Below are 25,564 nucleotides of genomic sequence, written 5' to 3' on the forward strand. Positions count from 1 at the left end.
CCGGGGGGGGGGGGCGGGGGGCGGGGGCCGGGGGCGGGGCCGGGGCCGGGGGGGGGGGCCCGCCCGCCGGGGCGCGCGGGGGGGGGGCGCCCCCCCCCGCGCGGGGCGCCGCCGCCGGGCGGGGGGTCGCGGGCGGGGTGAGGGCGGCCGGTGGTGGGCCGGGTTTCGCGGGTGAGGGTGCGGCCGGCGGGCCGGGTGCCGCTGGCGCCCCGGGCGTACGGGGCGAGGCGGGCGCCACGCCTGAGGAACTGCCCGCCAGAGGCACCGGCCTGCATCTGTCGCCGACCGCCTCGGCCGCCCTCGGGGCCAACGGCGCTCCAGGCGCTGCTCGTGCTCCGGGCGCCGGAAGCGCTGGGTCCCGGCCGGCCGCTTCCGGCGCGAGCGGCGGAGGGCGCCCGCCGGCCGCCCCCGACGCGCGCCGTCCGGGGCGACCGGTGACCGCTGCCGACGCGCGCCGGACCCCGGCCCGGTCGGCCCGTCCCGCCGGGCAGGGCGTACGGCCGCACCGCCACCGGGCGACTCCGGCGCTCCGCACCCTGCCGCGCTCCCGCGCCACCCGGCTCCTCATCCCGTATCTGGACGTCGACGCCCCGGTCACCGACCTGCGCCTCGACCGGCACCGGCGCCTGGGGGCACCGCCGGGTGACGATCCGAACCTCGTGGGCTGGTACCGGGACGGCCCCGCTCCCGGCGGGCAGGGAACCGCCGTGGCCGTGGGTCATCTGGACACCGACACCGGCGGCGCGGTCTTCGCGGGCCTGTCCGAGCTGAAACGGGGACGCCTGATCGAGGTGCGGCGGGCGGACGGTCGTACCGCCGTATACACGGTCGACGCCATCCGGGAGTTCGAGAAGGCGCACTTCCCCGACCGGGAGGTGTACGGCGCCCGGGGCCGCCCTGAGCTGCGGCTCATCACCTGTGGCGGCAACTACGACCGCAGAAAAGGATATTCGGGCAACCTGGTCGTCTTCGCCCACCTGGTCACGATCCGGGAGGCGCCCGCCCGTCACTGAATCTGGCCGTCCGGTTTCTCACCTGCTGGACCGTGCCGTCCGATCCTGCCCGTTCTCTTCCCCCGGCCGCACACATTCCGTTAACTTCCGTGACCCATAGGCCCCGTGCGACTCGCCCGGGGCATTCGGCCACGGAGCAACAGCGCTCAGTCAGCCCCCGGGGGCACCTGCCATGACACGCGCCATCTCTCTGCACGACGTGAGCAAGAGCTATACGCGAGGCACCCGGGTGGTGGACCGGCTCACGCTGGACATCGCCCCGGGTGAGTTCCTCGTGCTGCTGGGACCCTCCGGCTGCGGCAAGTCCACCGTCCTCAGGATGATCGCCGGGCTGGAGGACATCGACGAGGGTGAACTGCTCCTCGACGGCGAGTTCGCCAACGACCTCCCGCCGTCCGGCCGGGACATCGCGATGGTCTTCCAGAACTTCGCGCTGTACCCGAGCATGACCAGCCGCGACAACATCGGATTCCCGCTGCGCATCGAGGCCCCCGGCGCGGACCCGCGCCCGCGCGTGGACGCCACCGCCCGCATGCTCGGCATCGAGGACCTCCTCGACCGCTTCCCCGCCCAGCTCTCCGGCGGTGAACGCCAGCGCGTCGCCATGGGCCGGGCCATCGCCCGCCACCCCTCGGCGTTCCTGATGGACGAGCCGCTGTCCAACCTCGACGCCAAGCTCCGCAATCACCTGCGCGCCGAAATCTCCGCGCTCACCCGGGAGTTGGGCGTCACCACGGTCTACGTCACCCACGACCAGGCCGAGGCCATGTCGCTCGGCGACCGGGTCGCCGTCCTGCGCGGCGGCGTCCTGCAGCAGGTCGGCAGCCCGCGCGAGGTCTACGCGCTGCCCCGCAACGTCTTCGTCGCCGCCTTCATCGGCACCCCGCGGATCAACCTCCTCCAGGGCCTGGTCCGCGCCCCGTTGGACGGCGCGATGACCATCAGCCTCGGCAAGCAGTACCTCCGGCTGCCCGAACCGCTGTCCCTGGACCACCAGTTGCTCCGCGTCCAGCAGGGCCGCGAGGTCATCGTCGGCCTGCGCTCGGAGGCGGTGCGCATCGCCAAGCCGTCCGCGGCCCGCCCCGGCGAGATGCCGCTCACCGGTCTCGTGGAGCACGTGGAGTTCCAGGGCCACGAGAACCTCGTCCACTTCAACACCGGCTCCCGTCCGGCCGTCGTACCCGACCTGGAGGCCCCGCGCCCCGCCACCCGCTCGACCAGGCGCCGCCGCCGCGAGGGAGGTCCCGGCGTCCTGGACCGCCTCCGGCAGCGCGCGGACGCCCTGCGGGCAGGGCCGGTGGTGGTCCTCGACGAGCCGGTGGACGACGGCCCCGTGACACCTCCCGAGGGCCGACTCCCCGGCGACCTGATCGTCCGCACCACGCCCGACCTCCAGCTCCGCCACGGCATGCACGTCCCCCTCCTCGTCGACCTCGCCCACCTGTTCGTCTTCGACCAGCACGGCGAACGCATCAGCCCGGCCCCGGCCCGCCTGCCCGACCTGGAGGAGTGAGTCACAGCGCAGGCGGTGGCGGGACGGCGGCGGGAGGATCGAGGAGGCCTTCGGTCAGGAGCCGGTGGGCAGGGAGGAAGCCCGGGGCCGCGGTCGGCTTCCCGCGGCAGCGGGCGGTAGCGTCTGGCGTTCGAAAACTAACGTCGCTAGTTTATGAGCCGGACGACGACAAGGTCACGCCCCCGCCGGGAGGACGCACGATGAAGGCACACGACGGCATGTACATCGACGGCACATGGCGGCCCGCCGCCGGCCGGGACACGATCGAGGTCGTGAACCCGGTCGACGAGCAGGTGATCGGCCGGGTCCCGGCCGGCACCGCCGAGGACGTCGACACCGCCGTCCGGGCCGCCCGTGCCGCCCTCCCGGCCTGGGCCGCCACCCCGCCCGCCGAGCGGGCCGCACGCCTCGCCGCGCTCCGGGACGTCCTCGTGACCCGCAAGGACGAGATCGCCGAGACGGTCACCGCCGAACTCGGCTCGCCCCTGAAATTCTCCGAGAACGTGCACGCCGCCGTCCCGATCGCGGTCGCGGGCTCGTACGCCGAACTCGCCGCCGCCCACCCCTTCGAGGAGAAGGTCGGCAACTCGACCGTCTTCCACGAGCCGATCGGCGTCGTCGGCGCGATCACGCCCTGGAACTACCCCCTGCACCAGATCGTCGCCAAGGTCGCCCCGGCACTGGCGGCCGGCTGCACGGTGGTCCTGAAGCCCGCCGAGGACACCCCGCTGGTCGCCCAGCTCTTCGCCGAGGCGGTCCACGAGGCCGGGGTGCCGGCCGGTGTCTTCAACCTCGTCACGGGCCGCGGCCCGGTCGCCGGCCAGGCCCTCGCCGAGCACCCGGGCGTCGACCTGGTCTCCTTCACCGGCTCCACCGCGGTCGGCCGCCAGATCGCCGTCACCGCCGGCGCCGCGGTCAAGAAGGTCGCGCTCGAACTCGGCGGCAAGTCCGCCAACGTGATCCTGCCGAGTGCCGACCTGGCCAAGGCCGTGAACGTCGGCGTCGCCAACGTGATGTCCAACTCCGGCCAGACGTGCAGCGCCTGGACCCGCATGCTGGTCCACCGGGACCAGTACGACGAGGCCGTGGCACTCGCCGCGACCGCCGCGGCCAAGTACGGCGACCGCATCGGCCCGGTCGTCAACGCCAAGCAGCAGGCACGGGTGCGCGGTTACATCGAGAAGGGGGTCGCGGAAGGCGCCCGGCTGGTCGCCGGAGGCGCCGAACCCCCGCGCGAACAGGGCTACTTCATCGCCCCGACCGTCTTCGCCGACGTCACCCCCGAGATGACGATCGCCCAGGAGGAGATCTTCGGCCCGGTCCTGTCGATCCTCCGCTACGACGACGAGGACGACGCCCTGCGCATCGCCAACGGCACGGTGTACGGCCTCGCCGGCGCGGTCTGGGCCGGCGAGGAGGCGGAGGCGGTGGCCTTCGCCCGCCGGATGGACACCGGGCAGGTCGACATCAACGGCGGCCGCTTCAACCCCCTTGCCCCGTTCGGCGGTTACAAGCAGTCCGGCGTCGGCCGCGAGCTCGGCGCGCACGGACTCGCCGAGTACCTCCAGACCAAGTCCCTCCAGTTCTGAGGAGCGTTCCCGTGGTTCGCGCAGCAGTCCTTCCCGCCGTGGGCGCCCCGCTGGAGATCACCGACATCCAGCTCCCGGACCCAGGCCCCGGCCAGGTCCGCGTCCGCCTCGCCGCCGCCGGCGTCTGCCACTCCGACCTGTCCCTGTCCAACGGCACCATGCGGGTCCCGGTCCCGGCGGTCCTCGGCCACGAGGGCGCGGGCACGGTGGTCGCCGTCGGTGACGAGGTGGGTCATTTTCAGGTCGGTGACCGTGTCGTCCTCAACTGGGCACCGTCCTGCGGCAGTTGCCACGCCTGCTCACTCGGTGAGGTCTGGCTGTGCGCCAACGCCCTGAACGGCGCCGCCGACGTCCACGCCCGCACCGCGGACGGCACCGACCTCCACCCCGGCCTGAACGTCGCCGCGTTCGCCGAGGAGACGGTCGTGTCGGCGTCCTGCCTCCTGCCGCTCCCCGACGGCATCCCGCTCACCGACGCGGCCCTCCTCGGCTGCGCCGTCCTCACCGGCTACGGCGCCGTCCACCACGCGGCGCGCGTCCGCGAGGGCGAGACGGTGGCGGTCTTCGGCGTCGGGGGAGTGGGTCTGGCGACCCTCCAGGCCGCCCGGATCGCGGGCGCCTCGAAGATCGTCGCGGTCGATGTCTCCCCGGAGAAGGAGGAGTTGGCCCGCGCGGCCGGGGCCACCGACTACGTGGTCGCCTCCGACGACACCGCCCGCGGGATCAGGGGTCTCACCGGCAGGCAGGGCGTCGACGTGGCCGTCGAGTGCGTGGGCCGCGCCGCGACCATCCGCACCGCCTGGGACTCCACCCGCCGCGGCGGTCGTACGACGGTCGTCGGCATCGGCGGCAAGGACCAGCAGGTCACCTTCAACGCCCTGGAGATCTTCCACTGGGGCAGGACCCTGTCGGGCTGCGTCTACGGCAACTCCAACCCCGCCGAGGACCTGCCGGTGCTCGCCGAGCACGTCCGCACCGGCCGCCTGGACCTGGGCACCCTGGTGACGGAACGGATCGCCCTGGACGGCATCCCCGCGGCCTTCGAGAACATGCTCGCGGGCAAGGGCGGCCGGGCACTGGTCGTCTTCTAGTACGCCACGCCTGTGACCCCGGCCTGACCCGAGGCCGGGGTCACAGGCGTGCCCGCAGGTGTGCTCACCCCCCTTGAGTGCTCCGGGCAACCTTCCCGCACGCCCATTGCCTCCATACCGTCCGGTTAGTATGTTCGCCGCCAACGTCCCCACCGCACCCACCGGAGTGTGCACGCATGGACATGGCCCCCTCCGCTCCCTCCCTCCCCACGACCGCCCTCCCCACGGTCAACCGCCGCCGGGTCGCCACGGCGGCCGCCCTCGCCTCAGCCGTCGAGTGGTACGACTACTTCGTCTTCGGCATAGCCGCCGCCCTGGTCCTCGGCGACCTGTACTTCCCGGCGGGCAGCTCCACCGCCGGTGTCCTCGCCTCCTTCGCGACCTTCGCCGTCGGCTTCCTGGCCCGCCCGCTCGGCGGCGTGGTCGCCGGTCACCTCGGCGACAAGCGCGGCCGCAAGCCGATGCTGGTCCTGGCGCTCACGCTCATGGGCCTGGCCACGACCGGCATCGGCCTGCTCCCGACCTACGACACGATCGGCGTCGCCGCCCCGATCCTGCTGGTCGCCCTGCGCGTCGTCCAGGGCATCGCGGTCGGTGCCCAGTGGGGCGGCGCGATGCTGCTGGCCACCGAGTACGCCCCCGAGGGCAAGCGCGGTGTCTACGGCAGCGTCGTCCAACTCGGGGTCCCCATCGGCGTGGTGACCGCCAACACGGTCTTCCTGCTGGCCGGCGCGTTCACCACGGACACCGCCTTCGCGGCCTGGGGCTGGCGGATCCCGTTCCTGATCGGCCTGTTCGTCCTCGCCCTCGCCTGGTACATCCACGCCAAGGTCGAGGAGACCCCGGAATTCCGCGCTGCCGAGCGGGCGTTGGCCGAGCAGGAGAAGGCGGAACAGAGCTCCCCGCTCCGCACGATCCTCCGCGACCATCTCGGCACGGTCCTGCTCGCGGGCGGCTCCTTCGCCGTGAACACCGCGACCTTCTACATCCTCATCACCGGCGTGCTCGACTACACCACCCGTGAACTCGGCATGAGGAAGAGCGCGGTGCTCACCGTCTCGCTCTGCGTCAGCCTCACCCAGCTGATCCTGATCCCGGCCGCGGCGGCACTCTCCGACCGCTACGGCCGCATCCGGGTCTACACCGTCGGCGCGATCGGCATCGCCGCGTGGGCGATCCCGCTCTTCCTCCTCATCGACACCGGCTCACTGCTCTGGCTCGCGGTCGCCACCTTCGTCGCCAGCTGCTTCCTGAGCATCATGTACGGCCCCCAAGCCGCGTTGTTCGCCGAGCTGTTCACGCCGGAGATGCGCTACACCGGCGCCTCCCTCGGCTACCAGATCGCCGCCGTGGCGGGCGGCGGCCTGGCGCCCTTCCTGATGGTCCTGCTCCTGGAGGCCACCGGCACCTCCATGGCGGTGTCCGGCTACCTCATCGCGCTCTCCGCCGTCGCCCTGATCTCCATCAAGGTCCTTGCGGGCAGGGCCCGTTCACACTGAGTCGGAGACCTTCGCGGGCTGCGGCGCAGCTGCCGCGGCCCGCGACCGGGACACCGCGACCCCCGCGAGACACAGCACCCCGCCCACCAGCGTCAGCACTCCCGGCACCTCCCCGAGCACCACCCAGGACATCAGCACGACCAGCGCGGGCACCGCGTAGGTGGTCGCGCCCATCCGGCCGGCCGTCGTACGGGCGAGGGCGTAGGCCCAGGTGGTGAAGGCGAGCGCAGTGGGAAAGACGCCCAGATAGACCATGTTGAGCGTCGCGGACAGGGGCGCGTCGGCCGCCTGATGGACCAGTTGCCCGGCGAACGGCAGACAGACCACAGCGCCCACGAGGCAGCCGTACGTGGTGACTTGCAGCGCGCTCGCCGACCCGAGGGCGGGCTTCTGGGCGACGACCCCACCGGCGTACGCGACCGCCGCCAGCAGACACAGCAGCACCCCGAGAACGGACGACCCGCCCCCACCCGACATCGACAGCCCCACGGTGACGGCGCCCGCGAACGACACCGCCATCCCCGCCACCAGCCGCGGCGGCATGGCATCCCCGAGCAACCGCGCCCCGAGCAACGCGATCAGGATCGGCCCGACGTTCACGACCAGGGCGGCGGTACCGGCGTCCACCTGCTGCTCACCCCAGTTCAGGACGACCATGTACACCCCGAACCAGAGCAGCCCGGACACGGCGATGCCGGGCCAGGCGGCCCGCGGCGGGGGCCCTTCACGCCGTACGACACACATGATCCCCAGCGCGACGACCCCCGACAGCAGCCGCCCGAGCGCCAGAGCGCCGGGGGAGTAGGCGTCCCCGGCACTCCGGATGGAGACGAAGGCGGAGGCCCAGAGCAGCACGGTGACAACGGCGGCACCGGCGGCGAGAAGGCCAGGACGGCGGGGGTTCATCATGCTCCCGAGGCTAGATAGGGGACGGGCGGGAAGCTCGCGCTTTTCAGACACGGCAGTTGCAGCGGACCTGAGGGGCGCGGGGAACTGCGCGACAAGCCACAACGCACCCGCAGACGCACACGGACCCGCAGACGCACACGGACCCGCGGAAGCATCACTGCAACGCCGTTGCCTGGATACCGAGCAGCTCCCCAAGCGCCCGCTCCCCCGACGGCGTCACCTTCACGGCCCGCTCCGACCCGATCCGCACACACCACCCCGCCGCCAGCGCATGCCGACACAACGCCGCCCCCGCCACCCCCGCAAGATGAGGCCGCCGCTCGGTCCAGTCCAGGCACCCCCGTGCCAGTGGCCGCCGACTCGAACGGTCAAGCTCGATACCCGCGCTGTCGAACCACGCCAGCCCCGCGTCCGTCAGGGCGAACCCGGCGTCCTGGCTCAGCAGCAGACGCGTCGTCATCGCATCGGTGACCACGATCCCGAGCCGCCCCGCAAGATGGTCGTAACAGGTCCGCCCCCGCGCCATCGCGGACCCCGCACTGGACTCCCGCAGATTCCGCGGCCGGGCCTGCGCCCCCACCTGCGCCGACAGCTCCTCCACCAGCTGCGCCACCCGCGCGTCGGCGAGCCGCACGTACCGGTGCCGCCCCTGCCGTTCCTCGGCGAGCAGTCCGCCCGCGACGAGCTTGCCCAGATGCTCGCTCAGCGTCGACGCGGCGACGCCGGCGTGCCGGGCGAGTTCACTCGCCGTCCACGCCCGCCCGTCGAGCAGCGCGAGCAGACACGCGGCCCGCGTCTCGTCGGCGATGAGGCCGGCGAACCGGGCCAGCTGGGTCGCCTGGGGGTTCCTCGGTTCCGTGGAGGTCATGCCTCCCAGGATGGGTCACGAACACTTCGGCGCCCACCGAAGCGTCCTACGCGGTCCGCCTGACCTGCTCGTACTGCGTCGCCAGCCCGTCCAGCAGCGCGGCGATCCCCGTCTCGAAGGCCCGCTGGTCGATCTTGTCCTGCTGCTCGGCGAGGAGGTGGGCCTGGCCGAGGTGCGGATAGTCGGCGGGGTCGTACGCGCTCTGGTCGTCCACGAAACCCCCGGCGAAGGAGCCGAGCGCGGAGCCCATGATGAAGTACCGCATCAGCGCGCCGATGGAGGTGGCCTGCGCGGGCGGCCAGCCGGCGTGGACCATCGCGCCGTAGACCGCGTCCGCGACCCGTAGTCCGGCGGGGCGCCGGCCCGGCCCGTGGGCGAGGACGGGGACGATGTTCGGGTGCTCCCGCAGGGCGGCGCGGTAGGACACGGCCCAGTCGTGCAGCGCGGTCCGCCAGTCGCGGCCGTCCTCGAACATCGACAGGTCGACTAGGGCGCTCACCGAGTCGGCGACGGCCTCCAGGATCTCGTCCTTGGTGCGGAAGTGGTTGTAGAGGGAGGGTCCGCTGACCCCCAGTTCGGCGGCGAGTCGCCGGGTGGAGACGGCCGCGAGGCCCTCCGCGTCCACGAGGGCCCGAGCCGTCTCGACGATCCGGTCGGTGCTGAGGAGGGGCTTGCGCGGTCGGGCCATGGCGCACATAGTAGGGCTGCACCTGGAAACTAGCAGTGCTAATTTAAATGTACGCCTTTCATGCGTCTTCCATACGCCTTTCAAGTGGGGTGATCTCGTGGTGAACCTGGGACTCAGCGAGGAGCAGGAAGCCGTACGGCAGCTCGCCCGGGACTTCGTGGCACGCGAGATCGCCCCGCACGTCATCGCCTGGGACCGCGCCGAGGAGGTCGACCGGGGCATCGTGAAGAAGCTCGGCGAGGTCGGCTTCCTGGGGCTGACGATCGACGAGGAGTACGGCGGCTCGGGCGGCGACCATCTCGCGTACTGCCTGGTGACCGAGGAACTGGGCCGGGGCGACTCCTCGGTGCGCGGGATCGTCTCCGTCTCGCTCGGACTGGTCGCCAAGACGATCGCCGCGTGGGGGAGCGAGGGGCAGAAGCGGCGGTGGCTGCCGGGACTCACCTCCGGGGAGTACGTCGGCTGCTTCGGCCTCACCGAGCCCGGCACCGGCTCCGACGCCGGGAACCTCACCACGCGCGCGGTGCGCGACGGCGACGACTACGTCATCAACGGCACCAAGATGTTCATCACGAACGGCACCTGGGCCGACGTCGTGCTGCTGTTCGCCCGCTCCACCGACGCCCCCGGCCACAAGGGCGTCTCCGCCTTCCTCGTCCCGGCCGACACCCCCGGCCTGAGCCGCCGCACCGTCCACGGCAAGCTCGGCCTGCGCGGCCAGGCCACCGCCGAGCTCGTCCTGGAGGACGTGCGCGTCCCCGCCGCCGCGCTGCTGGGGGAGGAGGGCAAGGGGTTCACGGTCGCCATGTCCGCGCTCGCCAAGGGGCGGATGTCGGTCGCGGCGGGCTGCGTCGGCATCGCCCAGGCCGCCCTGGACGCGGCCGTGCGGTACGCCGGTGAGCGGGAGCAGTTCGGCAAGCCGATCGCGAGCCATCAGCTGGTCCAGGAGCTGATCAGCGACATCGCGGTCGACGTCGACGCGGCCCGGCTGCTGACCTGGCGGGTCGCCGACCTCGTCGACCGCGGCCTGCCCTTCGCCACCGAGTCGTCCAAGGCCAAGCTGTTCGCCTCGGAGGCCGCGGTCCGCGCCGCCAACAACGCCCTCCAGGTCTTCGGCGGCTACGGCTACATCGACGAGTACCCGGCGGGCAAGCTGCTGCGCGACGCCCGCGTGATGACCCTCTACGAGGGCACCAGCCAGATCCAGAAGCTCGTCATCGGCCGCGCGCTGACCGGGATTTCGGCGTTCTGAGTATCCGGGGTGCAGGGGCCTGAGTATCTCGGCGGATGTGGCGCGCGCCGCGTCCGCCGAAGCTGTCCCCATGAGTGACACACCGGTCAAGCAGCAGAGCACGGCGGCCTTCTACGGCCAGGCCGTCGCCTCCTTCGCCGTCGCCATGGCGGCCACCGCCATCGGCATCTTCCGCCTCGACGCCGACGCCTCGGTGCGCGGCTTCCTCGCCATCGCCGTCCTGTACCTGGTCACCTCCGCCTTCACGCTCGCCAAGGTCATCCGGGACCGCCAGGAGGCCGGGCAGATCGTCAGCCGCGTCGACCAGGCCCGGCTGGAGAAGCTGCTCGCCGAGCACGACCCGTTCGAGAAACTCTGACACCGTGCTGCTGGACTGCGGCCACTCGGGTCTCTCGCCTAAGCGTTTGCTCACCTTCGGCGGTATGGTGGTCCCTCGATCAGTGGAGAGGGGCGAGCAGGCGATGAGTACGGCGGAGGAGACGGCCGGCGGCGAGACGTCGGCGTGGGGCGAGGTCACGCCCGACGCGGCACGGCGGCTGCTGATCGCCGCGGTGGAGGCCTTCGCCGAGCGCGGCTACCACGCCACGACGACGCGGGACATCGCGGGCCGCGCGGGCATGAGCCCCGCCGCCCTCTACATCCACTACAAGACCAAGGAGGAGCTCCTCCACCGCATCAGCAGGATCGGCCACGCCAAGGCGCTGGAGATCCTGCAGACCGCGGCCCGCCGCGAGGGCACCGCCACCGAGCGGCTCGCCGACGCGGTCAGCTCCTTCGTCCGCTGGCACGCGGGCGGCCGCACCACCGCCCGGGTCGTCCAGTACGAACTCGACTCCCTCGGCCCGGACGCCCGCGAGGAGATCCTCGCGCTGCGCCGGCAGTGCGACGCCGAGGTGCGCGCGATCATCGAGGACGGCGTGGCGTCCGGCGAGTTCGACGTCCTGGACGTCAAGGGCACCACCCTGGCCGTCATGTCGCTCTGCATCGACGTCGCCCGCTGGTTCAACGTCGACGGCCCCTGGACCCCCGACGAGGTCGGCGCGCTCGACGCCGACCTCGTGCTGCGGATGGTGGGGGCCAAGTAGCCCGCGGCGGGGCCTTGGGTCCTCAGAGGTAGTAGCGCGACACCGACTCGGCGACACACACCGGCTTGTCGCCGCCCTCGCGCTCGACGCTGAAGGCGACGGTCACCTGGACGCCGCCCGCCACGTCGTCGACCCCGGTGATCGTCGCCGTGGCGCGCAGCCGGGAACCGACGGGGACGGGAGCCGGAAAGCGGACCTTGTTGGTGCCGTAGTTCACGCCCATCCTCACGCCCTCGACCTTGATGAGCTGCGGTCCGAAGAGCGGGAGCAGGGACAGCGTCAGATAGCCGTGCGCAATGGTCGTGCCGAACGGGCCGGCGGCGGCCTTCTCCGGGTCGACGTGAATCCACTGGTGGTCACCGGTGGCGTCGGCGAACAGATCGATCCGCTTCTGGTCGACCTCCAGCCAGTCGGTGTACCCCAGCTGCTCGCCCACCGCCGCCTTCAGCTCGTCGGCGCCCGCGAAGATCCTCGGCTCTGCCATGTCCCGCCTCCTCGTCCCAAACTCTAAGCGACTGCTTAGCATGGTCGCCCTCGCGGGCCCTGTCAACGCAAGCCTGGGTAGGGTTCGAGGGGTGCCCCAGATTCCTGAGAAGATCCACGAGCTCACGGTCGGCCAGCTCGCCGCGCGCAGCGGTGCCGCCGTCTCCGCCCTGCACTTCTATGAGTCCAAAGGCCTGATCAGCAGCCGCCGCACCACCGGCAACCAGCGCCGCTACTCCCGCGACGCGCTGCGCCGGGTCGCCTTCGTACGGGCCGCACAACGCGTCGGCATCCCGCTCGCCACGATTCGCGAGGCGCTCGCCGAGCTGCCGGAGGAGCGGACGCCGACGCGGGAGGACTGGGCGCGGTTGTCGGAGGCGTGGCGGTCCGAACTCGACGAGCGGATCAAGCAGTTGAACCGGCTGCGGGATCATCTGACGGACTGCATCGGGTGCGGGTGTCTGTCGTTGGAGTCGTGTGTGCTGTCCAACCCGGGTGACGTGTTCGGGGAGCGGCAGGGGGCGGGGTCGCGCTTGTTGGTGGAGAAGCGGCGCGAGTCTGAGGAGCGGTGCGGCTAGGGAGCGGGGGTTATGTGCGTTGCCGGGTGCGGGTGCTTCGTGGCGGGTCGCGCAGTTCCCCGCGCCCCTGGGGTGGCTCACTCGTACTCTGTTCCGTTCTTCCTGGTCAGATACGCCGGACTTACCGCCTTCGCTATCGCCCTGCCGCCCGTTACTTCGCTGTAGCGCTCGGTCGTCGGACGGATCACGACACCCTCCCTGAGGTGCAGCTCGCGGCCCGAGACCGTCTCCCTCCCGCTCGCCACCTCCAGCACCCGCTCGATGTCGAACGGCCCCTCGAAGAGGCGCGGCACCAACGGCAGGTCCCCGTCCAGGAGTTCCGCCGCGTCGAGCCACCGCACCTCGCCGTCGATCTCCGCGCAGACGTCGAAGACCGCGTACCCGAGGGTGTCCCGGCGGCCGTCCGCGCCGTACGTCAGGTCCTGGACGCCCGCGCCGTAGACCTCGCCGAAGACGCCGACCCGGCTCGCGCCGAGGCGGGTGGCCAGGCGGGCGGCCGCGTCGGCGACGCCGTGGCCCTGGACCGCCCGCCAGTACAGGTTCCGCGGGTCCGCCTTCAGCGCCAGGGACTTGGCGCCGAAGCCCTTCGAGGAGACGTACACCCGCTCGTCGGCCGCGACATAGGTGACCAGGCACGCCGAGCCGTGCAGCTTCTCGGTCAGGACCACCGGCTCGCCCGGGGTGAAGACGTCCGGGTAGCGCTGGATGTTCTCGATGTCGACCCAGGGCAGCAGGTCGGGGGCGGACTCCACCTCGCCGCTCATCGTGGGCGGGATCGGGGGCACCCACTTGGTGATGCCGAGCAGTTCCGCGAAGTCGGTACCGTTCTGGGCCGCCCGTGCCAGGTCGACGCCGTTCAGCGCCGCGGGCCGGCACACGATGCCCTGCGACAGCTCGCCGCGCAGCCGTACCGCCTTGACCCGGTCCGCGTTGCCGCCGGCCAGCCGTCCGGTGAGGCCGAGTTCCTCGATCAGGGCGGCGGGCAGCACGGACTGCTCGGGGATGTACACGGCCGCGTCGCCGGTGCGGTAGGCGCCCTTGGCGACGACGGCCCGGTACAGGCCCACCTGGGCCAGTTCGAGCGCGTCGGCGTTCGGGTGTTCGTGGACGGTCAGCACTTCGGCGGTGACGCGCAGCGTCGACATCGGGGTTCCTCGTTCCTGTGCTCAGGTGCGTTTCATCGCCTCCCACTGTCCGTACGTGAAAGGGGTGGAGCGAGGGGATTTGTGGCTGGTAGCGTCGCCGGTCCGGTCACGACGAGCGTCGCGCCGGCCCGTACTGGACCAGTCCCGCCGCCACCAACTCGGCGTTGGACGCGGCCGGTTCACCGTCGGGGAGCAGCAGGGTGTCCTCCAGGCCGATGCGTGTCGCCAGGCCCAGGCGTCCGGCCAGCCGCAGCACCGGCCATGCCCCGCCGTCCTCGCCGTGCAGCAGCACCGGGCGGCCGTGCGGTGCCGTGCCGAGGTCGGACAGCAGGGCGCGGGCCGTGTCCCGGGCGGTGTCCGGCGAGGTGTCGGTCACCTCGGCCAGCACCCGCAGCACCGCCGGGCCGAGCGGCGACTCGGCGAACCGTGCCGCGCCGTCCGTGCCGGACCAGATCCCGGCCTCCACGCCCACACCCCGGTCGATCAGTGCGGCGGCCAGTTCCTCGGCGCCCGGCTCGTGCCAGTTGACCGAGGCGTGGTCGGGGAGCACCGTCCAGCTCCGGATCCGCTCCAGCCGGGCCACCGGGTCCGGTTCCGCCCAGGCGCCCGTGGTGACGCCGACCGGGACCGACACCCGCGCCCGTATCGCCTCCAGGGTCGGCGCGAGGACGCGGGGTGACAACGAGTCGCCGCCGCACGGGGTCTTGGGGTGGACATGGATGTCCGTCGCCCCGGCCGCGACGGCCGCCGCCGCGGACTCGGCCAACGCCTCCGGCGTCAGCGGCACCACCGCACCGTCGGCTGCCCCTCGGGGCCCGTTGAGACACACCTGAACCATGACTCGATGGTGCCAGCCGGCACCGACATCGGCCCGGCCGCGAGCCGTTCCTGTGGACAACCGGCCCGATGTGTAAAACCGGGGCAGCACGCGCGACCGTCACACACCGTCAAAAAGCGCTCGCGACCTTCGTACCCCGCCAATGAACGCCCACGACCGTCACGCGCCGTCAAAGAGGGGGTGCGGCATCCCCGGCGCACCCCCGGTCGCACCACTCAGGCGGACACCAGCAGCCGTCCACGCTTGGACGACGCCAGGGCCTCGGGTGTCAGCACCGGACGGGGGACCACGATCCCGCAGTCCGTGCAGACCGGGCCCGAGGAGGGTTCGTGGGCCAGGTCGTACTTCCACATCAGTCGCTCTCCGCGGCACACCGGGCACACCGAGCCCGGTTCGCGCTCCAGCGCGGAGATCAGTTTGCGCAGCACCTCGGCCAGCGGCTCACGGGGGTGGAGCCGCGGGTCGTCGCACCAGGCGACACCGAAGCCGCCCCAGGTCAGCCGGTGCCAGTCGTCGACACTGCCCGGCCTGCGCAGTCCGTCGTGCTTCTCCTTCTTGCGTCGCTCGGCGAACTCGACCTCGTAGGCCAGCCAGACCGAACGCGCCTCTTCCAGTTCGTCCAACGCGGCCACGAGCCGCGCCGGATCGGGGGACCGGTCCTCAGGACCGAATCCGGCCCGGGAGCACAAGTGGTCCCAGGTCGCCCTGTGCCCGTAAGGAGCGAACCGCTCCAGGCACTTGCGCAGTGAGTAGCGTCGCAGCGCCAGATCACACCGCGGATCTCGCACCTGTCTCGCCAGACTCCGGAAACCGGCCATCGCCCTGCACCTCCGTCACACCTGCACCTGTACTTCGGTCACTTCGGCGTCGTCGAACGGACGTCGCCGAATAGACGTATCGACAAGCGATTTGGCTCCATCCGATTTCCGACGACCCCCCTTCGCCTCCGGATCGGGTACCAAAACTTGACGCATGTTCATCTTCAATCCCGGGGATACCGGCGGTAACGTCCGGCCCACCCCCGTCGGTAGGAGCTGCCATGCCTCGGCGCACCTCACGCACCGCTCTCGACAGACTGAGAACTCCCGGCAGACTCACCGGGTTCCTGAAGACCGCATCCGTATGCGCCCTGATTGCCGGTCTTTTGTCCCCTCTTGGCCAAGCAGCGGCGGCAGCCGAGGCGACGGCCGCCAACGACTACTGCGGCAGCCAGTGCTCCGACATCCTGCCGCCCGGCGAGAACGGCAACGCCACCCTCGCCCAGATCCTCCTCAACCAGGCCTTCGGCAGCCAGCCCGACCACGCGGAGGACCAGCTCGGCCCGTACGCGAACCTCGCCAAGGGCTACTCGTCGCTCACCAACGCCACGATCAACACCTTCTTCAACGACGCCTCGTTCGGCGTGGCCTCCGACCAGGTCGCCTCCACCCTGAACCCGGCCGGCCGCACCGACGTGACGATCGTCCGTGACAAGAAGACGGGTGTGCCGCACATCACCGGCACCACCCGATACGGCACCGAGTTCGGCGCGGGCTACGCGGCCGCCCAGGACCGGCTGTGGCTGATGGACGTCTTCCGCCACGTCGGACGCGGCCAGCTGACCACCTTCGCGGGCGGCGCCCCCTCCAACCAGGGCCTGGAACAGCAGTTCTGGCGCAACGCCCCCTACAGCGAGGCCGACCTCCAGGCACAGATCGACAACGCCGTCGCCACCAACGGCAGCCGAGGCCAGCAGGCCCTCGCCGACGCCAACGCCTACATCGCGGGCATCAACGCCTACATCGACGCCTCCGACAGCGGCCGCTACTTCCCCGGCGAGTACGTCCTGACCGGCCACAAGGACTCCATCACCAACGCCGGCACCATCGACCACTTCAAGCTCACCGACCTGGTCGCGCTGGCCTCCGTCATCGGCGCCCTGTTCGGCTCCGGCGGCGGCGGTGAGGTCAACAACGCGATATCGCTGCTCGCCGCCCAGGAGCAGTACGGCGTGACGAAGGGCACCGAGGTCTGGGAGTCGTTCCGCGAGCGCAACGACCCCGAGGCCGTCCTCACCGTCCACAACGGCGAGAGCTTCCCGTACGCCACCAAGCCCGCCACCCCGCAGGGCGAGGCCCTCCCCGACGCCGGCACGGTGGCCACCGAGCCGCTGATCTACGACCCGACCGGCACCGGCGCCTCCCAGAGCGCCTCCGCGGCCGCCGCCAAGGCCACCGCGAACGCCCTCACCTCCGCCAAGCGCGGCATGTCCAACGCCCTCGTGGTCAGCGGCGCCCACACCGCGAGCGGCCACCCGGTCGCCGTCTTCGGCCCGCAGACCGGCTACTTCGCCCCCCAGCTCCTGATGCTCCAGGAGATCCAGGGCCCCGGCATCAGCGCGCGCGGCGCCTCCTTCGCGGGCCTGAGCATGTACGTCGAACTCGGCCGCGGCCAGGACTACTCGTGGTCCGCCACGACCTCCGGCCAGGACATCATCGACTCCTACGCCGTCGAGCTGTGCCAGGACGACTTCCACTACCTGTACCACGGCACCTGCACGGCCATGGAGAAGATCGAACAGAAGAACTCCTGGGCCCCGACCACGGCCGACGGCACCGCCGCCGGCTCGTACACCATGCGGGTCTGGAAGACGAAGTACGGCCCCGTCGCCTACCGCGCCACCGTCGGCGGCAAGAAGGTCGCCTACACGACCCTGCGCTCCTCCTACATGCACGAGGCCGACTCGATCATCGGCTTCCAGATGCTCAACGACCCCGACTACGTGAAGAGTCCGCAGACCTTCCAGAGCGCCGTGCAGCACATCAACTACACGTTCAACTGGTTCTACGCCGACTCCACGCACACCGCGTACTACAACAGCGGCGACAACCCGGTGCGCGCGAGCGGCGTGGACGCGGAGTTCCCGGTGTGGGCGCAGGCGTCGTACGAGTGGAAGAACTGGAACCCGACGACCAACACCGCCGACTACACGGCGGCTTCGGCCCACCCCCACTCCATCGACCAGGACTACTACATCTCCTGGAACAACAAACAGGCGAAGGACTACACCACCGCGCCCTGGGGCGACGGCTCGGTGCACCGCGGCAACCTCCTGGAGGACCGCGTGAAGAAGCTCGTCGCCGCGGGCGGCGTCACCCGGGCCTCGCTGGTGAAGGCGATGGCCGACGCGGCCCTCGCCGACCTGCGCGCGGAGGACGTGCTGCCCGACCTCCTCAAGGTCATCAACAGCAGTACGGTCACCGACTCCACGGCCGCGGCGGCGGTGACCAAGCTCCAGACCTGGCTCACCGCGGGCGGCAAGCGCACGGAGACGTCGGCGGGTTCGAAGACGTACGCCAACGCGGACGCGATCCGCATCCTGGACGCGTGGTGGCCGCTGCTGGTGGAGGCCGAATTCAAACCCGGCCTGGGAAGCGACCTGTTCACCGCCTTCCAGGGCAACCTGCCCGTCGACGAGTCGCCTTCGGCCGCGCACGGCCCGACCGGCTCGCACGCGGGCAGTTCCTTCCAGTACGGCTGGTGGTCCTACGTCGACAAGGACATCCGCGCGGTGCTCGGCGAGCCCGTGCAGGGACCGCTGGCGAACAAGTACTGCGGCGGCGGCAGCCTCAGCGCCTGCCGGGACATCCTGATCAGCACCCTGAAGACGGCGGCCGGCAAGACCGCGGCCCAGGTCTACCCCGGTGACGACCTGTGCTCCGCGGGCAACCAGTGGTGCGCCGACTCGATCGTCCAGCGCACCCTGGGCGGCATCAAGCACTACAACATCAGCTGGCAGAACCGGCCGACCTACCAGCAGGTCGTGGAGTTCACCTCACACCGGTGACCTCCGGGTGGCGGCGGGTCAGTGGATACGGCCCGCCGCCACCACCAGCTGCGCCAGCTCGCGGTGCACGATGTCGCTGTGCGCCCCGGCCGGCGCCTTGCCGTCCTTCACCACCGACGCCGCGTCGATGTTCACGCACCCGGACGTCGGCAACGTGGTGGTGAGCGCGTCGGCGAGCTTCCACGCGCGCGTGCCCGGCACCGCCTGCACCCCGTCGTGGCCCATCGCCCCCCACTTGGCGCCCAGCAGCCGTCCGAGATTCATGGCGGCCCCTTCCGCGTCCCCGGCCATGCGCGAGGCCAGCGGATACATGGTGCTCAGCGCCTTGTCGAAGCGGGAGTAGCAGCACACCAGGGGACCGTCGATGCGGTTCTGCTGCCCGTGCAGCACCCCGCCCGCGCGCGCGTCGTGCGGCAGCCGGGCGGCGAACGCGTAGTGCGAGAAGGCCCCTTGGAGCAGCGTCACCGACTTCACCGTGCGCACCCCTTCGGGCAGCCCGCGCAGCGCGAAGGACACCAGGCGCCCGCCGAAGCTGTGCCCGACCAGATGCACCCGCACCTCGGGCCGCTCGGCCGCGAGCTGTCCGACGACCCGCCCGAGCCCCCGCTCACCGACCGTGCCGGCGCGCCGTTTCATCGCGTAGTACGTCGCTTGCCGGAGCAACTCGTGCGCCCCGTCCCAGGGGTTGGGGATCGAGAATCCCTCCGTCACGCCGTCCGGCGCCTCGGCCGCGGCGAGCCCGCGCGCGAAGTCCTCGCACACCCCCACCGCGGGCCCGGAGAACATGTCCGGCTCGCTCTGCGGCACGCCCTCCGCGAGCGTGTCCGCCCCGAACAGCGCCTGCGGCCCCGCGGGCACCACCTCGACCAGCAGCCGCACCAGCCGCCCGAACTCCTCCAGCTCGGCCTCCTCGCGCGGCTGCTGGTCCAGCATCAGCGCGATCTGGTCGATCACGGTGGCCCGGCCCGGGAAGGTCTCCAGCAGCGCGTGCCGGGTGTCCTTGTCCAGCGCGGGCCGCCGCGTGCTCTCGGCCGCCACCGACCTGGGGAAGTCCGGGATCGGCTCGTCGCAGAACCGCATCGACGGCCACACCACTCCCACGTACCCGAGCTTCGCCTTCGGCGCGAGCTCCGGGATCGGCGCGAAGAAGCGGCTGTAGAGCCTCGTCGCCCCCGAACGGTCGTTGTTCCAGCCGTGCGCGAAGACGATCAGATCCTTGACGCCGCGCTCCGCGACCCCGGCCAGCAGCCGGTCCCGCCGTCCGCCGTCCGGATCGCCGTCCGCGTCGAAGGTCAGCTCCCAGTACGGGCTCACACTCATCGCCGGATCCGCCATGACAGGCCCCCTCGTCCCCCGAAGTGGTGCGATGCCGTCGCATCGTCCTGCTACGGGGCGAAGTTGGCCATACTTCGCGAGTCAACTGCCCTGTTCCGCCCAGGGGATCATCTGTACAGCAGGTACTCCTTGCGAGTGCGGCGGAACGCGGCCAGCTCCTCCCGCCAGCCCGCCACCACCTCGTCGACGCCCGCACCCGCGTCGATCGCGGTCCGCACCTGCGGGGAGCCGGTGAGCTTGTCGATCCAGTTGTCGGACCGCCACGCGAACCCGGCCCACCCGCGCTTGGCGGTCACCAGCAGCCCGATCCCGGTGCGGACCGGGTCGTACGCCGCCCGGTCGTGCACATGGATCTGCACCCCGCCGACCGTCTTGCCCTGGAACTTGGAGAACGTCGGCGCGAAGTACGCCTCCCGGAAGTACACGCCCGGCAGCCCGAGTTCGTTCGCGGCGGCGGCCCACCGGCCGTCGATCCCCTCCGCGCCGAGCAGTTCGAAGGGTCGGGTGGTGCCACGGCCCTCGGACAGGTTCGTGCCCTCGAAGAGACACGTCCCCGCGTACACGAGCGCGGTGTCGGGGGTGGGCATGTTGGGGCTCGGCGGGACCCAGGGCAGGCCTGCGGCATCGTAGAAATCCGCCCGCCTCCATCCCGTCATCAGTACGGTGTCCAGCGCGACCGGCGCGGTCAGGAACTCCCCGTTGAACAGCCGCGCCAGCTCGGCGACCGTCATGCCGTGCGCCTGTGAGATCGGCTGCCGTCCGACGAAGGTCGCGAACTCCTTGTGCAGGACGGGGCCTTCGGCGGAACGACCGGTGACGGGGTTCGGCCGGTCGAGCACCACGAACCGCTTCCCGGCCAGCTGAGCCGCCTCCATGCAGTCGTAGAGCGTCCAGATGTACGTGTAGAAGCGGGCGCCCACGTCCTGGATGTCGAAGACGACGGTGTCGACGCCGGACGCGGTGAAGACGTCGGCGAGGGGCCGGCCGCTCTTCAGGTACGTGTCGTAGACGGGCAGTCCGGTCGCGGGGTCGTCGTAGCGGCCCTCGGAGCCGCCGGCCTGCGCGGTGCCGCGAAAGCCGTGCTCCGGGCCGAAGACGGCCACCAGGTTCACCCGGGGGTCGGCGTGCATGACGTCGACGATGTGGCGGGCGTCCCGGGTGATGCCGGTGGGGTTGGTGACGATGCCTACGCGCTGGCCGTCGAGGAGGGCGTAGCCGTCGGCGGCGAGGCGCTCGAATCCGGTACGGAGTTTTCGGTGGCGGTCGGCCGCGGACGCGGGGGAGGCCGAGGAAAGAGATGTTGCTGCCGTGGTCGCTGCGAGGAGTGCTCGTCTGGATAGGCGCATGAGGTGCACGTTAAGCGCTTCCGCAGGTTGTGTGGAGGGTGCGGACGCGCTGTGGCTGGTCGCGCCGTTCCCCGCGCCCCTCGGCGGCATCGACGCGACCCTTCCTTGATACATACCGACCGGTTAGTCTGACCAGAGCCTGGAGCCGCAGTCCTAAGGAGACCCATGGTGGAAGCCCTGCGAGACGCCGGAGTCGTCGTCACCGGAGCCGGGGGAGGGATCGGGGCCGCCCTCGCGCGGCGGTTCGCCGCCGAAGGGGCCCGCGTCGTCGTCAACGACCTCGACGCCGGCCGGGCCGAGGCCGTCGCCGACGAGATCGGCGGCATCGCCGTGCCCGGGGACGCTTCCGCCGTCGTCGCCGACGCCCGTGCCGCCCTCGGCGGGACCGTCGACGTGTACTGCGCCAACGCCGGTGTCGCCTTCGGCGGCCCGGACGTGGACGATCTCGCCGACGCCAAGGCCTGGGAGCTGTCCTGGGACGTCAACGTCATGGCACACGTGCGTGCCGCGCACGAACTGCTGCCGGCATGGCTGGACCGGGGGAGCGGGCGGTTCGTGTCGACCGTGTCCGCGGCCGGACTGCTGACCATGATCGGGGCCGCCCCGTACGCCGTCACCAAGCACGGGGCGTACGCCTTCGCCGAGTACCTGTCGCTGACCTACCGGCACCGCGGGATCAAGGTCCATGCCATCTGCCCCCAGGGCGTGCGCACCGACATGCTCGCCGCCACCGGCACCGCCGGCGACCTGGTGCTCAAGCCGACCGCGGTCGAGCCGGAGGACGTGGCCGACGCGCTCTTCAAGGGCATCGAGGAGGACCGCTTCCTGATCCTTCCGCACCCCGAGGTCGCCGCCTACTACCAGGCCCGCGCCGCCGAGCCCGACCGCTGGCTGGCCGGCATGAACCACATCCAGCAGAAGTGGGAGGAGGCCCGGTGACCGACTCCCTGTACGCAGCCAAGCCCTGGGTCGCCCTCCTCAGCGACGCCCAGCGCGCGCCGATCGACCCCGCCGACTCCCTCGTCCACGCGCTGCGCGAGGCGGCCTCCGAGGTTCCCGACCGCACCTTCCTCGCCTACTTCGACGGGCGGCTCAGCTACCGCCAGGTCGACGAGCTGAGCGACTCCGTCGCCGGGCATCTCGCCGCGCGCGGCCTGGAGCGCGGCGACCGCGTGGCGGTCCTGCTGCAGAACTCCCCGCACTTCCTGCTCGCCCTCCTCGGCGCGTGGAAGGCGGGCGCGACCGTCGTGCCGGTCAACCCCATGTACAAGGCCGGGGAGGTCAGCCACGTCCTGCGGGACGGCGAGGTGGCCGCGCTGATCTGCTCCGACCGCGCCTGGGAGTCGTACCTGCGCGAGACGGCCGCCGACTCGCCGGTGCGGATCGTGCTCACCGGGTGCGAGCTGGATTTCCAGACGCGCAACGACGCGCGCGTGCTCACCTTCGAGCGGCTGCCGCAGCCCGCCGACGCCGAGGACCTGACGGCCGTGGCGCGGGCGGGGCTGAAGGCGCCCGAGGGCCGGGACCCGGGACCGTCCGACATCGCCCTCATCAGCTACACGTCGGGCACCAGCGGGGCTCCCAAGGGGGCCACCAACACGCACGCCAACATCATGTACAACGCCGAGCGGCAGCGGACCGGGCTCGAACTGCCCGACCCGCCCGTGTACTTCGCGCTGGCGCCGCTGTTCCACATCACCGGCATGGTCTGCCAGCTCGGCGCCTGTCTGAACAGCGCGGGCACGCTCGTGCTGGCGTACCGCTTCGAGGCGGGCGTCGTCCTCGACGCGTTCGCCGAGCACGGCCCGCACTACACCGTGGGCCCGTCGACGGCCTTCATGGCGCTGGCCGCCCACCCGGACGTCACCCGCGACCACTTCGCCTCCTTCCGGATGATCTCCTCGGGCGGCGCCCCGCTGCCGCCCGCGCTGGTGGAGAAGTTCCGGGCCGCCTTCGGGCCGTACATCCGCAACGGCTACGGCCTCACCGAGTGCACCGCCCCCTGCGCCTCCGTCCCGCCCGGCTTGGAGGCCCCGGTCGACCCGGTGTCGGGGACGCTGGCCGTGGGCCTGCCGGGGCCCGACACGGTCGTACGGATCGTCGACGACCAGGGCGCCGAGGTGCCCTTCGGCGAGCAGGGCGAGATCGTCGTCCGCGGCCCGCAGGTCGTGCCCGGCTACTGGCGGCGCCCCGACGCCACCGCCGAGACCTTCCCCGGCGGCGAGCTGCGCACCGGCGACATCGGTTTCCTGGACGAGCAGGGCTGGCTGTACGTCGTCGACCGCAAGAAGGACATGATCAACGCGTCCGGCTTCAAGGTCTGGCCGCGCGAGGTCGAGGACGTGCTCTACACCCACCCGGCGGTGCGCGAGGCGGCCGTCGTCGGCGTGCCCGACGGGTACCGCGGGGAGACCGTGAAGGCGTACATCAGCCTGCGCCCGGGGGCCGACACGGACCCGGATGAACTCGCGGTGTACTGCAAGGAGAGACTGGCCGCCTACAAATACCCGAGGCAGGTGGAGATACTGTCCGACCTGCCGAAGACGGCGACCGGGAAGATCCTCCGGCGGGAACTGCGTTCCCGTGGGCAGGCCGAGCAGTAGAACGCGCAAGTGCGAACGGAAGGGCAGGTGGCGGCAGGTGGCCAGGACGAACGACGGGGACGGTACGCCCGTCCCGCAGCGGCTGCTGGCCGCCGCCACCCGGCTCTTCGCCGAGCAGGGCTACGACCGCACCTCGGTGCAGGAGATCGTCGAGGCGGCCGGCGTCACCAAGGGGGCGCTGTACCACTACTTCGGCTCCAAGGACGACCTCCTGCACGAGGTGTACGCGCGCGTGCTGCGCGTCCAGCAGGAGCGCCTCGACGCCTTCGCGAACGCGGACGAGCCCATCGAGAAGCGGCTGCGGGGTGCGGCGGCGGACGTCGTCGTGACCACCATCGAGAACCTCGACGACGCGTCGATCTTCTTCCGCTCCATGCACCATCTGAGCCCGGAGAAGAACAAGCAGGTGCGCGCCGAGCGCCGGCGCTACCACGAGCGCTTCCGCGCGCTGGTGGAGGAGGGCCAGAAGTCCGGCGTCTTCTCCACCGCCACCCCGGCCGACCTGGTCGTGGACTACCACTTCGGCTCCGTCCACCACCTGTCGACCTGGTACCGCCCCGACGGCCCCATGAGCCCGCAGGAAGTCGCCGACCACCTGGCCGACCTGCTGCTGCGGGCCCTGCGTCCGTGACCACGCGTGCAAGGGGCGGCCGCCATGGACGACCGCCCCTTACACGTGACCTCAGAGGTACTTCTTCAGCTCCCGCCGCGCCAGCGACCGCTGGTGCACCTCGTCCGGGCCGTCCGCGATCATCAGCGTCCGCGCCCCCGCGTACAACTCGGCCAGCGGGAAGTCCTGGCTGACGCCGCCCGCGCCGTGCAGCTGGATCGCGCGGTCGATGATGTCGACCACCGCGCGCGGCGTGGCGATCTTGATGGACTGGATCTCGGTGTGGGCGCCCCGGTTGCCGACGGTGTCCATCAGCCAGGCCGTCTTCAGGACCAGCAGCCGCAGCTGCTCGACCGTCACGCGCGCGTCGGCGATCCAGTTGTGCACCACGCCCTGCTGGGCCAGCGCCTTGCCGAAGGCGGTGCGGGACACGGCCCGCCGGCACATCAGCTCGATCGCCCGCTCGGCCATGCCGATCAGCCGCATGCAGTGGTGGATACGTCCCGGACCGAGGCGGGCCTGGGCGATGGCGAAGCCGCCGCCCTCCTCGCCGATGAGGTTCGAGGCCGGCACGCGCGCGTGGTCGAAGATCACCTCGGCGTGGCCGCCGTGGTAGTGGTCCTCGTAACCGAAGACCTGCATCGCGCGCTTGACCGTGACACCCGGGGTGTCCCGCGGGACCAGGATCATCGACTGCTGGCGGCGGATGTCGGACCCCTCCGGGTCCGTCTTGCCCATCACGATGAAGATCTTGCAGTCCGGGTTCATCGCCCCGGAGATGTACCACTTGCGGCCGGTGATGACGTAGTCGTCGCCGTCGCGCTCGATGTACGTGGTGATGTTGGTGGCGTCCGAGGAGGCCACCTCCGGTTCGGTCATCGCGAACGCCGAGCGGATCTCACCGGCAAGCAGCGGCTCCAGCCACTGCTTCTTCTGCTGCTCGCCGCCGAACTGGGAGAGCACCTCCATGTTGCCGGTGTCCGGCGCCGCGCAGTTCAGCGCGGTCGGCGCCAGCTGCGGGGACCGGCCGGTGATCTCGGCGAGCGGCGCGTACTGGAGGTTGGTCAGCCCGGCACCGTACTCGGCGTCGGGCAGGAAGAGGTTCCACAGGCCCTGCCTGCGCGCCTCCGCCTTCAGCTCCTCCACCACGGCCGGGGTGTCCCACGGGGACGCCAGCGCGGCCCGCTGCTCCTCCGCCACCGCCTCGGCCGGGTAGACGTACTCGTCCATGAAGGCGAGCAGCTTGGCGCGCAGTTCCTCGGTGCGCGCGTCGAACGCGAAGTCCATGGCGGG

Annotated in this window: 23 protein-coding genes; 13 read left to right on the forward strand and 10 right to left on the reverse strand. The window is 71.6% G+C overall.

Annotated elements, in window-relative coordinates; genetic code table 11:
• The first annotated feature begins 434 nt into the window (after positions 1-434).
• From ACFUO4_RS36220 to ACFUO4_RS36240, 5 genes are all read left to right on the forward strand, one after another.
• The gene (locus ACFUO4_RS36220) at positions 435-1,013 is read left to right on the forward strand and encodes a class F sortase (protein WP_383492911.1); all 579 of its coding nucleotides are present in this window, start codon (positions 435-437) and stop codon (positions 1,011-1,013) included.
• A 172-nt stretch (positions 1,014-1,185) separates the two neighbouring features.
• On the forward strand, positions 1,186-2,526 hold the full coding sequence (locus ACFUO4_RS36225; protein ID WP_079308621.1) for an ABC transporter ATP-binding protein: 1,341 nt from the start codon (positions 1,186-1,188) through the stop codon (positions 2,524-2,526).
• 200 nt (positions 2,527-2,726) lie between these two features.
• Positions 2,727-4,115: an aldehyde dehydrogenase family protein gene (locus tag ACFUO4_RS36230; RefSeq protein ID WP_383492914.1), complete on the forward strand. Its 1,389-nt coding sequence runs from the start codon at positions 2,727-2,729 to the stop codon at positions 4,113-4,115.
• 11 nt (positions 4,116-4,126) lie between these two features.
• Complete coding sequence (locus tag ACFUO4_RS36235; protein ID WP_383492917.1) at positions 4,127-5,206, forward strand: Zn-dependent alcohol dehydrogenase; 1,080 nt, start codon at positions 4,127-4,129, stop codon at positions 5,204-5,206.
• A gap of 176 nt (positions 5,207-5,382) precedes the next feature.
• Positions 5,383-6,705, forward strand: coding sequence for an MFS transporter (locus ACFUO4_RS36240; protein WP_079308618.1), 1,323 nt, complete (start codon positions 5,383-5,385; stop codon positions 6,703-6,705).
• On the opposite strand, the gene ACFUO4_RS36245 is transcribed toward ACFUO4_RS36240, so the two are convergent.
• The 3 genes from ACFUO4_RS36245 to ACFUO4_RS36255 form a co-directional block, all read right to left on the reverse strand.
• A complete protein-coding gene (locus ACFUO4_RS36245) occupies positions 6,697-7,611 on the reverse strand; it encodes a DMT family transporter (RefSeq protein ID WP_383493403.1) in 915 nt (304 codons plus the stop codon). The two genes, ACFUO4_RS36240 and ACFUO4_RS36245, sit on opposite strands and share 9 nt — an antisense overlap.
• 157 nt (positions 7,612-7,768) lie before the next feature.
• Positions 7,769-8,482: an ArsR/SmtB family transcription factor gene (locus ACFUO4_RS36250; RefSeq protein WP_383492920.1), complete on the reverse strand. Its 714-nt coding sequence runs from the start codon at positions 8,480-8,482 to the stop codon at positions 7,769-7,771.
• Positions 8,483-8,528: 46 nt separating this feature from the next.
• Complete coding sequence (locus ACFUO4_RS36255; RefSeq protein ID WP_079308616.1) at positions 8,529-9,170, reverse strand: TetR/AcrR family transcriptional regulator; 642 nt, start codon at positions 9,168-9,170, stop codon at positions 8,529-8,531.
• A gap of 100 nt (positions 9,171-9,270) precedes the next feature.
• Here ACFUO4_RS36255 and ACFUO4_RS36260 point away from each other — a divergent pair, with 100 nt between their 5' ends.
• The 3 genes from ACFUO4_RS36260 (at position 9,271) to ACFUO4_RS36270 (ending at position 11,507) form a co-directional block, all read left to right on the forward strand.
• On the forward strand, positions 9,271-10,422 hold the full coding sequence (locus ACFUO4_RS36260; protein WP_383493406.1) for an acyl-CoA dehydrogenase family protein: 1,152 nt from the start codon (positions 9,271-9,273) through the stop codon (positions 10,420-10,422).
• Positions 10,423-10,492: 70 nt separating this feature from the next.
• Positions 10,493-10,780, forward strand: a complete 288-nt coding sequence (locus ACFUO4_RS36265) for a YiaA/YiaB family inner membrane protein (protein ID WP_383492924.1) — start codon at positions 10,493-10,495, stop codon at positions 10,778-10,780.
• A 103-nt stretch (positions 10,781-10,883) separates the two neighbouring features.
• The gene (locus tag ACFUO4_RS36270; RefSeq protein WP_059196613.1) at positions 10,884-11,507 is read left to right on the forward strand and encodes a TetR/AcrR family transcriptional regulator; all 624 of its coding nucleotides are present in this window, start codon (positions 10,884-10,886) and stop codon (positions 11,505-11,507) included.
• Between the two features lie 22 nt (positions 11,508-11,529).
• On the opposite strand, the gene ACFUO4_RS36275 is transcribed toward ACFUO4_RS36270, so the two are convergent.
• Positions 11,530-11,991 (reverse strand): MaoC family dehydratase, encoded by a 462-nt coding sequence (locus ACFUO4_RS36275; RefSeq protein ID WP_079308614.1) that lies wholly within the window; start codon positions 11,989-11,991, stop codon positions 11,530-11,532.
• Between the two features lie 91 nt (positions 11,992-12,082).
• Here ACFUO4_RS36275 and soxR point away from each other — a divergent pair, with 91 nt between their 5' ends.
• Positions 12,083-12,568: a redox-sensitive transcriptional activator SoxR gene (gene soxR, locus ACFUO4_RS36280; RefSeq protein ID WP_383492928.1), complete on the forward strand. Its 486-nt coding sequence runs from the start codon at positions 12,083-12,085 to the stop codon at positions 12,566-12,568.
• A 77-nt stretch (positions 12,569-12,645) separates the two neighbouring features.
• Here soxR and ACFUO4_RS36285 read toward each other — a convergent pair whose 3' ends face one another.
• The 3 genes from ACFUO4_RS36285 to ACFUO4_RS36295 form a co-directional block, all read right to left on the reverse strand.
• The gene (locus tag ACFUO4_RS36285) at positions 12,646-13,713 is read right to left on the reverse strand and encodes an RNA ligase (ATP) (RefSeq protein WP_383492931.1); all 1,068 of its coding nucleotides are present in this window, start codon (positions 13,711-13,713) and stop codon (positions 12,646-12,648) included.
• Positions 13,714-13,819: 106 nt separating this feature from the next.
• A complete protein-coding gene (locus ACFUO4_RS36290; protein ID WP_383492934.1) occupies positions 13,820-14,551 on the reverse strand; it encodes a 3-keto-5-aminohexanoate cleavage protein in 732 nt (243 codons plus the stop codon).
• Positions 14,552-14,766: 215 nt separating this feature from the next.
• A complete protein-coding gene (locus ACFUO4_RS36295) occupies positions 14,767-15,369 on the reverse strand; it encodes a hypothetical protein (protein ID WP_079308612.1) in 603 nt (200 codons plus the stop codon).
• A gap of 221 nt (positions 15,370-15,590) precedes the next feature.
• On the opposite strand from ACFUO4_RS36295, the gene ACFUO4_RS36300 reads away from it, so the two are divergent.
• On the forward strand, positions 15,591-18,377 hold the full coding sequence (locus ACFUO4_RS36300) for a penicillin acylase family protein (protein ID WP_383492937.1): 2,787 nt from the start codon (positions 15,591-15,593) through the stop codon (positions 18,375-18,377).
• A gap of 18 nt (positions 18,378-18,395) precedes the next feature.
• On the opposite strand, the gene ACFUO4_RS36305 is transcribed toward ACFUO4_RS36300, so the two are convergent.
• Complete coding sequence (locus ACFUO4_RS36305; RefSeq protein WP_383492940.1) at positions 18,396-19,712, reverse strand: serine-threonine protein kinase; 1,317 nt, start codon at positions 19,710-19,712, stop codon at positions 18,396-18,398.
• Between the two features lie 107 nt (positions 19,713-19,819).
• Complete coding sequence (locus ACFUO4_RS36310; RefSeq protein WP_383492943.1) at positions 19,820-21,058, reverse strand: exo-beta-N-acetylmuramidase NamZ domain-containing protein; 1,239 nt, start codon at positions 21,056-21,058, stop codon at positions 19,820-19,822.
• 165 nt (positions 21,059-21,223) lie between these two features.
• Here ACFUO4_RS36310 and ACFUO4_RS36315 point away from each other — a divergent pair, with 165 nt between their 5' ends.
• From ACFUO4_RS36315 to ACFUO4_RS36325, 3 genes are read left to right on the forward strand one after another with little or no spacing between them, the layout of a single operon-like run.
• Positions 21,224-21,997 (forward strand): SDR family oxidoreductase, encoded by a 774-nt coding sequence (locus tag ACFUO4_RS36315; protein WP_383492946.1) that lies wholly within the window; start codon positions 21,224-21,226, stop codon positions 21,995-21,997.
• The gene (locus ACFUO4_RS36320; protein WP_383492949.1) at positions 21,994-23,661 is read left to right on the forward strand and encodes a class I adenylate-forming enzyme family protein; all 1,668 of its coding nucleotides are present in this window, start codon (positions 21,994-21,996) and stop codon (positions 23,659-23,661) included. The genes ACFUO4_RS36315 and ACFUO4_RS36320 overlap by 4 nt, the downstream gene beginning before the upstream one ends.
• Positions 23,662-23,698: 37 nt before the next feature.
• Positions 23,699-24,292 (forward strand): TetR/AcrR family transcriptional regulator, encoded by a 594-nt coding sequence (locus ACFUO4_RS36325; protein ID WP_383492952.1) that lies wholly within the window; start codon positions 23,699-23,701, stop codon positions 24,290-24,292.
• Positions 24,293-24,343: 51 nt separating this feature from the next.
• On the opposite strand, the gene ACFUO4_RS36330 is transcribed toward ACFUO4_RS36325, so the two are convergent.
• Positions 24,344-25,558, reverse strand: coding sequence for an acyl-CoA dehydrogenase (locus ACFUO4_RS36330; protein WP_383492955.1), 1,215 nt, complete (start codon positions 25,556-25,558; stop codon positions 24,344-24,346).
• Between the last annotated feature and the right edge of the window lie 6 nt (positions 25,559-25,564).

It is taken from the genome of Streptomyces sp. NPDC057280 (assembly GCF_042668605.1).
Classification (GTDB): domain Bacteria; phylum Actinomycetota; class Actinomycetes; order Streptomycetales; family Streptomycetaceae; genus Streptomyces.